The organism is Candidatus Polarisedimenticolaceae bacterium (assembly GCA_036376135.1).
In the GTDB taxonomy this organism is placed as follows: domain Bacteria; phylum Acidobacteriota; class Polarisedimenticolia; order Polarisedimenticolales; family DASRJG01; genus DASVAW01.
This window is the reverse complement of record DASVAW010000174.1, coordinates 1-10,709: the sequence shown is the minus strand read 5'-3', so window position 1 is coordinate 10,709 and position 10,709 is coordinate 1. Positions and strand designations below refer to the sequence as shown.

Here is a 10,709-nt window from a genome sequence, read left to right as displayed (position 1 = left end):
GCGAAAGTGGTACCTTGCGGACTCCGACGGTCCGTAACGCGCCGTTTCACCCCCCGGACGACGCCGAGGGGGTGTTCATGTTCCGGCGGATCCTCCTTTCCTTCCTCGCCGCCTCGCTGCTCGTCGCGACCGCCGCGACCGCCTCCGGGCCCGTCCGCAAGCGCCTCGTGCACGTCCGGGTCCAAAGCGACGAGATCCTCGCCGCCCTCGTGGACGCAGGGTTCGACATCGCCGGGATGAACAAGCGGGACCGCACCGCAGGGGTCGTGGCCACCGAGGACGAGATCCGGCGTCTCGCCGACCTGGGCTTCGGGTTCACCCTCGGGCCCTCCAACGACGACCCGGTGACGATCCAGGCGCTGCAGGACTACACCGACCCGGCCGAGCTCGCCGCCTTCATCAGCCAGACGGCGGCGGCTTTCCCGAACCTCGTCCGGACCCGCGTGTTGTCCACGAACCTGTTCGAGGGACACCAGCAGGTCGCCGTCCGGATCACCAAGGACCCCGACCTCCCGAACGACCGGCCGGTCTTCGTGCTCGACTCGCAGCACCACGCGCGCGAGGTCATGACCCCCGAGATCGCGAAGGACATGATCGAGTACCTGACCTCGCGCTACGGGACCGACCCCGCCGTCACCCGGTGGGTCGACAACATCGAGATCTGGGTCGTGGCGAGCGTGAACCCCGACGGCGCCGCTCACGTCTTCAGCGTCGACAACATGTGGCGACGCAACCGGCGCCCCTCGTGCCCGGTCGACCCGAACCGGAACTACCCCGTGGCGTGGGGGACGTGCAACGGCTCGAGCGGCTCGTGCACCGACGACACGAACCGGGGCTCGGAGCCGGCGTCGGAGCCGGAGACGCAGGGGATGCTCGCGCTCGCCTCGGACACGCGGCCGTTCTACGCGCTCTCGTACCACACCTACGGCGAATACATCATGTATTCGTACGGGTGCTCGAACCCCGACGAGATGACCGCGATGCAGGAGGTCGCGCAGTCGCTCAACGCGATCCTGCAGGACGACAACGGGCAGACCGGCACGTACACCGTCGGCCCCATCTGGTCGGCGATCTACCTCGTCGACGGCGGAAGCGTCGACACCTGGTACAACCAGTACGGCTCGTACGCGTTCACGATCGAGGCGAGTTGCTGCTCGTTCCAGCCCGACTACGCGACGTGGCGCAACGTGACCGTGCAGCGCCAGCGCACGGCGTGGCAGTTCTTCCTGAACCGCACCCTCGACGCGCCGCAGATCCGCGGGAAGATCACGAACGCGGCGACGGGGCAGCCGGTTCCGGCGCGCGTCGACGTGCAGGAGGTCGTCTTCACGCACGGCGAGTCGCCCCGTCGCGCCGACGCGCGCGGCGTCTACCACTGGCTCGCGCGGGCGGGGCAGACCTACCATCTGACCTATTCCCAGGCCGGGTACTGCACGCTGCAGCGCACGGTGACGGTGGGAACCGGCCCCGCGACCGAGGACGTCGCGATGGCCCAGCCGACCCCCCCGTCCACCGTGACCGCCGTCGGGAACGGCGACCACAGGATCGACCTCACCTGGTCGGCGGCGGTGAACGCGACGCAGTACCGCGTCCTGCGCTCGCTCGACTCCGGCGGCCCGTACCAGGAGATCGCGCTCGTCGACGCGCCGGCGACGGGCTACGCCGACCTCGGCGTGTCGGGAGGGGTTCCTTATTACTACGTCGTGCGGGCGCTCCAGCCGTGCGAGTCCGCCGCCTCCGCCGAGGCTTCGGCGCAGACGACGGGGGCGTGCACGGTCGGGCCGGCCTTCGACGGGGTCGCCTCGGTGACGAATCCGGGGCTCACGACCTGCTCGCTCGAGCTCGACTGGTCCGCGGCCGCGACCCGTTGCGGGGGCGCCGTTTCGTACGACGTGTTCCGCAGCGCGACGGCGCCGTTCGTCCCGTCGGAGGCGAACCGCATCGCCTCGGGGCTCGCGTCGACCCCGTACACCGACCACGACGCGCTCGCCGACGGCGGGACGTATCACTACGTCGTGCGGGCCGTCGACGTCGGGAACGGCGCCGACGACGGCAACGTCGTGACGCGCGCGGGGACGCCGACGGGACCCTCGACGATCGGGACCTGGTCGGACGACGCGGGGGACACGGGGGGAGCGACGCTCGCGCCGAGCGCCCCGTGGAGCGTCCAGTCGTCCGGGGGGAAGACGGGGCCGAAGGTCTACGCCACGGGGACGTACACGAACAATCTCTGCTCGGCGCTGACCTCCCCGCCGATCTCGGTGCAGTCGAGCTCGGTCCTGCGTTTCGCCGCGAAATACGACATCGAGGCGGGATGGGACGCCGCGGTCGTCGAGGTCGCCGAGGGGCCGGCGTTCGCGACGTGGAGCCGGCTGACGACGGTGAACTACCCCGACTCCCTCTCGAACGTCGGGAACGCCTGCGGGTTCCCGAAGACGTTCGCGGGGACGGTCTTCTCGCGGCAATACGCGACGCCGGTCTACCCGGCCACCGACTGGAACGGATCCCTCGCCGCCTTCGCGGGCCGGGAGATCCGGCTGCGGTGGCGGATCGGCAGCGACAGCACCGGAACCGGGAAGGGGCTGTGGGTGGACGACGTCGCCGTCACCGACGCCGTGTTCCGCGCGACCTGCGCCACCGGCGCGCCCTCCGGCCTCGGCGAGCCGGCGTCGCTCGTCGCGTCGCGCGGCGCGGGGACCGCGGTCGAGGTGGCGTTCGCGCCGGGGTGCGGCGCGACCGATCACGTCGCCTACTGGGGCGCCGGCCCGATCGCCGGATCGGTGCAGTGGAGCGCCGCCGCCTGCGGCCTCGGGACCTCCGGGTCGGCCTCGTTCGACCCGGGAGATCCGCCGGAAGGCTCGTTCCTCTACTTCGTCGTCGTCGGGCAGGACGCGACCCGGGAGGGGAGCTTCGGCGCGGCCACGGGGGGGGAGCGTCCCGAAGCGCAGGCGATCGGCGGCTGCGACCTTGCGCAGGTTCTGGGCGGGGGTTGCCCATGACCGTCGTCAAGCCGGTGAAGATTGCCGTTGACTCATATCGTCCGGAGGAGTAGACCCTGCAACGAACCCCGGTTTGAGGCCCCACGAACGTGTTGTAGCGAGGCCTTTCGAACCTCCCCCTCGAAAGACCGCGAGTGAGTTTGTCCGCCGTCGTCCTGATGATTCAGGAGGGGGATGTCCATGCAGCGCCCTAGATTGGCTCTGACGTTCCTTGCGTTCGCCTTGATCCTGCTGCTGGCCGGACCGGGAGGTCCGATCGGCGCGCCGGGATCCGGGAGCCCACTTCCGGCCCATGTTCCGGGCGAGGTCCTGCTCAAGCTCAAGCCCGCCGCGCGGCTCGCCGACAAGCACCTGCTCCAGGCGGAGCTCGGAGCGGTCACGGCGAACGTCTTCAACTCCGCGGCGGAGCGCTGGACGCTGGGCCCCGGGGTGACCGTCGAGCGCGCGTTGCAGCGCCTGCAGGCGAGCCCCTCCGTCGAATACGCGGAGCCGAACTACATCCTGACCACCGGGGTCGTGCCCAACGACCCGCGTTATCCCGAGCTGTGGGGGATGAACAACACCGGTCAGACCGGAGGAACGAACGACGCGGACATCGACGCCGAGACGGCGTGGAACGTGTCGACCGGAAGCTCGAACGTGCTCGTCGCCGTGATCGACACCGGCGTCGACTACAACCACCCCGACCTCGCCGCGAACATCTGGACGAACCCGGGCGAGATCGCCGGCAACGGCCTCGATGACGACGGCAACGGCTACGTCGACGACATCCACGGGTGGGACTTCGTCAACAACGACGGCGATCCCTTCGACGACAACGGCCACGGCACGCACTGCTCCGGCACGATCGGCGGCGTCGGCAACAACGGCATCGGCGTCGCGGGCGTCAACTGGAACGTCAAGATCATGGCGGCGAAGTTCCTGTCGTCGGGCGGCTCCGGCTCGACCGCGAACGCGGTCCTCGCCGTCCAGTACACGACGATGATGGGCGTCGACGTCACGAGCAACTCGTGGGGCGGCGGGAGCTTCTCGCAGACCCTCTACGACGCGATCGCCGCCGCCGGCAACGCGAACATCGCCTTCGTGGCCGCGGCCGGGAACAACGGCCAGAACAGCGACACGAGCCCCGCCTACCCGGCGGCGTACAACCTCCCGAACATCATCTCGGTCGCGGCCACCGACGACAACGACCAGCTCGCGTCGTTCTCGAACTGGGGCGCGGTTTCGGTCGACCTCGCGGCCCCCGGCGTGGACGTCCTGAGCACCCTCCCCGGAAACCAGTACGGCCTGCTCTCGGGCACCTCGATGGCGACGCCGCACGTGACGGGCGCGTACGCGCTCGTGAAGGCGGTCAGCGCTCCCGACATCCCGTGGGCGCAGGTCAAGAACATCCTGATGAGCTCGGTCGACCACATCCCCGCGATGGCCGGGAAGTGCGTCAGCAACGGCCGCCTGAACATCTTCTTCGCGATCGCCGAGCCCGACACGACCGCGCCGGGCATGATCGACGACCTCCAGACGACCGACCCCAGCTCGAATACGATCGGGCTGACGTGGACCGCGACCGGCGACGACGGCGGCGTCGGGACCGCGAACGCCTACGAGATCCGGTACTCCATGGCCCCGATCGACGAGGGGAACTGGGCGGCGGCGACGCGCGCCGGCGGCGAGCCCGCTCCCGCCGCGGCCGGGACCCCGCAGGCGCTCGAGGTCCGCAACCTCGTCGCCGACACGAGCTACTTCTTCGCGATCAAGGCCTTCGACGAGTGGGGCAACCCTGGCCCGATCTCGAACCTCGCGACCGGCACCACGCTCCCGCCGCCCACCGGCGAGGTCGCGCCGACGTCGGTCTCCGACGACATGTTCACCGGAGAGCAGTCCGACCACGTCGTGATCCTGAGCAACGTCGGCCAGGGCACGCTGGACTTCGACATCCCGGCGCCGTCCCTCGGGGAGCCGATGGCGCAGAACCCGTTCCTCGACCTCGGCAAGGACGAATCCGACCCGCGCGTCGGGGATCCCGTCACGCAGGGCGCCGGCGGCCCCGACGCCTTCGGGTACCGCTGGAGCGACAGCGACCAGCCCGGCGGTCCGGCGTTCGCCTGGACCGACATCTCGGGGACGGGGACGCCGATCACCCTCTCCGGGGACGACTCGACGAGCCAGCCGGTGGCGATGAGCTTCAACTTCCCGTTCTACGGGACGTTGTTCAATTCCTTCCGCATCTGCACCAACGGCTTCCTGTCGTTCACGAGCGCCTCGACGGCGTATTCGAATCAGCCGCTCCCGAACTCGGGCGCGCCCGAGAACATGATCGCCCCGTTCTGGGACGACCAGAACTTCACGGCCGGCGCGCAGGTCTTCTTCCAGGACTTCGGGAACCGGGCGATCGTCCAGTGGAACAACGTGCCGCACTACAGCAGCGGCGGCCCGTACACCTACCAGGCGATCCTCGAGTCGAGCGGCGTGATCACGTTCCAGTACCTGACCATGAACGCCCCGCTCGACAGCGCCACGATCGGCCTCCAGAACGCGACGAAGACCGACGCCCTGCAGGTCGCGTTCAACCAGGCGTACATGCACGACGGCCTCGCGATCCGGATCTCCGCGATCCCGCAGTGGCTGACGGCCTTCCCGACCTCCGGCCGGATCGCCGCGGGCGGCTCCAAGGCGATCAACCTCCACATGGACGCCTCCGGGCTCGAGGGCGGCACCTATCCCGGTACCGTCAACATCCTGACCAACGACCCGCAGAACCCCGTGCTCGTCGTCACGGCGTCGCTGCACGTCATCGGCGCGCCGGACGCGAGCGTCCAGCCGGGCTCGCTCGCCTACGGGACGAGCTTCCTCGGCCAGCCGTACGTCCAGAACCTCATCGTGGCCAACAACGGCACGGACACGCTGCAGGTCTCGGCGATCAACTCGAGCGACCCGTCGCTCGTTCCCAATCCCGCCGCCTTCAACGTCCCGCCGCACGGCTCGCAGAACGTGGCGGTGACGTGGACGCCGTCGGCCCTGGGCCCGTTCAGCGGGTCGTTGACCGTCGTGAGCAACGACGCCGCCGAGCCGAGCATCCCGGTGCCGGTGACCGGGGAGGCGGTTCCGTCGCCGGTCATGTTGTGGTCGCCGACCTCGTTCAACGAGACGCTGTACTCGGGGAACACGGTCACGCGCGTGCTGACCGTGACCAACACGGGTGGACCGGACCTCGTCGTGGACGCGGCCGCCGACCTCGGGAACGGGCAGCTCGTCTACGCGGACGACGTGGGTGCGAACGGAGCGGGCGGCCCCGACGCCTTCGGGTACCGCTGGAAGGACTCCGACGCGTCGGGCGGCCCGACGTTCAACTGGGTCGACATCTCCTCGACCGGAACGCAGATCACCTTCTCGAGCTCCGACGACGCGCTCAGCGCGGCGATCCCGATGGGAATGACCTTCCCGTTCTACGGAAGCAACTTCTCGTCCCTGAAGGTGTCCACGAACGGGTGGCTGACGTTCTCGACCACCGAGACCTCGTCCCGGAACACCAACTCGACGCTTCCCTCGACCTCGGGCGCGGCGAACATGGTCGCCGTCTTCTGGGACGACCTGCACCTGCGCACGGGCAACGTGAGATACCGGTACGACGGCACGCGGTTCATCGTCCAGTACACGAACGTCGGCCGATTCTCGCCGTCCACGGGGCAGAGCTACACCTTCCAGGTCCAGCTCTATCCCAACGGCAAGATCATCACGCAGTTCCTGTCGATGACGGCGTCGAACCTGGCGTCGGCCACGATCGGCATCCAGAACTCGCTGAAGACGATCGGCCTCCCGGCGAACTTCAACACGGCCTACGTGCACGACAACCTCGCGGTGCAGTTCAGCCGAACTCCCGACTGGCTCGCCGTGACGCCCAGCCACGCTCAGATCCCGCCGGGACAGAGCGCGAACTTCAACGTCACGTTCGACTCGACCGATCGTCTCGGCGGCGTGCTCAACGGCGCCGTCGTGCTCAACACCAACGTCCCGGGCCAGGCGCAGGAGCAGGTGCCGGCGACGCTCACGGTGATCGGCGCGCCGATCGCCTCGATCGTGCCGGCGTCCCACGCCTACGGCACGCGGTACACCGGGTACTCGTACCTCACGAGCTTCCAGGTCGTGAACACCGGAACCGACGTCCTCAACGTGAGCGACGTGTACTCCGACGACCCGGCCCTGTTCGTCGAGGACGTGCAGCGCGAAGGCGGGGAGAACACCCCCGAGGCCGCGTTCCCGCTCGCTCCGGGGGCGGCGCGGCTGTTCAACCTGCGGTGGTCTCCCGCCGCGCCCGGGCCGCTGAACGCCCTCGTCCACGTGATCAGCGACGACCCCACGACGCCGGACAAGACGATGCCCGTGACCGGGACGGCGATCCTGCCGCCGGTGGCGGGATGGACGCCCACGTCGTTCAGCGAGGCGATGATGGCCGGGGAGGTCCTCCACCGGACGATCCGCGTCTCCAACAGCGGCGGCTCCGACCTCGACTTCGTGACGCAGGTCGGCCTGCTCACCGGCGCCGCGGTCCCCGTGGACCACAGCCCCGATCTCAAGAAGGACGAAGAGGACACGCGGCCGGGCGTGCTCGGCGCGGGCGGTCCCGACGCCTACGGCTACACGTGGCGCGACTCCGACCAGGCGGGAGGCCCCGCGTTCAGCTGGGTCGACATCGGCGCGATCGGAACGCCGATCACGTTCGCCTCGAGCGACGACTCGAACTTCGGGCCGATCAACCTCGGCTTCCCGTTCCCGTTCTACGGATCGAGCTTCAGCCAGGTCCGCGTGACGACCAACGGCTGGCTGTCGTTCACCAACACGACGACCGATCTCTCCAACGACCTGCTGCCGAGCTCGTCGTCGCCGGAGAACCTGATCGCCGTCTTCCACGACGACCTCTACTGGAGGACGTCGCAGGGGGCGACCGCGAAGTACTGGACCGACGGCAACCGGTTCATCGTGCAGTGGACGAACTGGGACCAGCTCACGCCCTCCGGCGAGAACTACACGTTCCAGACGATCCTCTACCGCAACGGCCGGATCGTCTGCCAGTACCTCAACATGACGACCAACGACATCGCGTCGGCGACGATCGGCATCCAGAACGCCGCCCGGAACGACGGCCTGACCGCGTCGTTCAACACCGCCTACGTGCACAACAACCTCGCGGTCGAGTTCCGGCCGCCTGCGGGCTGGCTGTCGCTCAGCCCCGAGGCCGCGACCGTGCCTCCGGGCGGATTCGTCGACATCGACGTCGCGTTCGACGCCACCGGCCTCATCGGCGGCGACTACAGCGCGAACATCGACTTCAGCACCAACGATCCGGCGAACGCGGCCTTCCGCGTGCCGGTGGCGCTGCACGTCACGGGGATCCCGGACGTCGCGGTGGACAACGCCTCGCTGCTGTTCCCGACGACCTACGTCGGGTACACCCGGTCCCTGGGCACCGTCCTCCGGAACGTCGGCACCGACGTCCTCGACGTCACCGGCGTCACGGTGTCCGGCGACTTCACGCAGTACGGACTCGTCACGCCGGTCTCGCTGCCTCCGGGAGGCTCGGTCCCGATCACGGTCACGTTCGTGCCGACGGCGGCGGGGACGCGGACCGGGACGATCGAGATCACGAGCTCGGATCCGGACGAGCCGACGACTTCGATCGCGCTCACCGGCGAGGCGCTGATCCCGCCGGTCCTCGCGGTGGCGCCTTCGTCCCTCTCGGCGATCCTCCCGCCCGCCTCGCAGACCACGCGCACCGTGCAGGTCTGCAACGAGGGCGGCTCCGACCTGAACTGGCACTCCGGGACGAACATCATCTCGGGCGGCTCGGCGACGCAGTACGCGGGCGTCGAGAAGGGCAAGGACGATCCGGACACCGAGCCGGGGATCCTCGGCCTGGGCGGCCCCGACGTGTTCGGGTACCGGTGGATCGACTCCGACAACCTCGTCGGCCCGACCTTCGACTGGGTCGACATCACGGGCGTCGGCACCCCGATCACCGAGCTCAACGCGGACGACGAGGTCGTCCAGGGCATCCCGATCGGCTTCAACTTCCCGTTCTACGGGAACGCGTTCAGCACCCTGATGGTCTCGTCGAACGGCTGGATCTCGTTCGACTACACCGGCACCAGCAGCCTTCTCACCAACGCCGCGCTCCCGAGCACCTCCGGCGCGAACAGCATGATCGCCGGGTTCTGGGACGACCTCAGCTTCAGCGCGACCCACGGCTCGGGCCGCGCCTACTACCACAACGACGGATCGCGGTTCATCCTGTCGTTCGTGAACGTGCCGCACTACAGCTCCCCGTCGACGGGGCTGTACACGTTCCAGTTCATCCTCTATCCCAACGGCCGCATCGTCACGCAGTACCTGACGGTGAGCGGCACGACGCTCGCCTCCCAGACGATCGGCATCCAGAACGCCGCCGAGAACGACGGACTGACCGTCGTCTACAACAGCGCCTACGTCCACAACGACCTCGCGATCGAATTCAAGGCGCTCCCGCGGTGGGCGAGCGTCGCCCCCGAGTCCGGGGTCGTTCCGGCCGGCACCTGCCAGGACGTCGTGGTGTCGATCGACTCCACGGACCTCGATCACGGCGTGCACGAGGCGTCGTTGCGGTTCCAGGCCGACAACGACCCGTACCTCGAGTTCGTCGATCTGCCCGTCACCCTGACGGTGAACCAGAAGCCGATCGCCGTCCCGGCCGGGGCGACGGTCGAGTGCACCGGGAACAACAGCGCCGCCGCGACGCTCAGCGGCGCCGGCTCCTCGGATCCCGACGGCGATCCGATCACCTACCTGTGGAGCGCGCCGGGGATCGTCTTCGACGACCCGACGAGCGTGACTCCGACCGCGACGTTCCCGCTCGGGGACACCACGGTGACCCTCGTCGTCAACGACGGCTACGAGGATTCGGATCCCGCGACGGTCGTCGTCCGGGTGCAGGACACGCTCCCGCCGACGATCACGTCGGTCGGAGTGACGCCCACCTACCTCTGGCCGCCCAACCACAACATGGCGACCGCGACCACCACGGTGACGGCGACCGACGTGTGCGACCCGAGCCCGGTCGTCCTCCTGGTCGGGACCTCGTCCAGCGAGCCCGACGACGCCCAGGGCGGCGGGGACGGCTTCACCACCAACGACATCCAGGGCGCCGACACCGGCACTCCGGACTTCGAGATCCAGCTGCGCGCCGAGCGTCAGGGCGCCGGCGACGGCCGCATCTACACGATCACCTACCAGGCCGTCGACGGCAGCGGAAACGGTTCCGCGACGGCGGCGACCGAGGTCGACGTCCCGCACTCGCTCGGCGACGTGGTGGAGCCGATCCACCTCACCCTCGACGGGAAGTCGGCCACGGTCGCGAACTGGGGCGTCGTCACCGGCGCCCAGCACTACGACGTGATCCGAGGGAACCTGTCGGAACTGCGCATCAGCGGGTCCGACGTCGACCTCGGCCGCGTGACCTGCATCGAGCAGCAGTCGATCGACACCAGCACCGCGGGGAACGGGGACACCGCGATCCCGGCTCCGGGCCAGGCGTTCTTCTACGCCGTCCAGTTCTTCGACGGCGTCCAGGACAGCTCGTACGGCTCCGAGTCGGTCGGCCGCGCCCGCGTGATCAAGAACGGGAACGGCAACTGCCCGTGACGCCGTAGCCGAAGTCCCAGCGAGGGAGGCGGGGCCGCGCGA

The 10,709-nt window shown here is 69.2% G+C and carries 2 protein-coding genes; both read left to right on the top strand.

The window, feature by feature from the left end:
• The first annotated feature begins 77 nt into the window (after positions 1 to 77).
• Positions 78 to 2,999, top strand: a complete 2,922-nt coding sequence (locus tag VF139_19215; protein ID HEX6853535.1) for a M14 family zinc carboxypeptidase — start codon at positions 78 to 80, stop codon at positions 2,997 to 2,999.
• A 180-nt stretch (positions 3,000 to 3,179) separates the two neighbouring features.
• Complete coding sequence (locus tag VF139_19210; GenBank protein HEX6853534.1) at positions 3,180 to 10,667, top strand: S8 family serine peptidase; 7,488 nt, start codon at positions 3,180 to 3,182, stop codon at positions 10,665 to 10,667.
• The last annotated feature ends 42 nt before the right edge of the window (positions 10,668 to 10,709 follow it).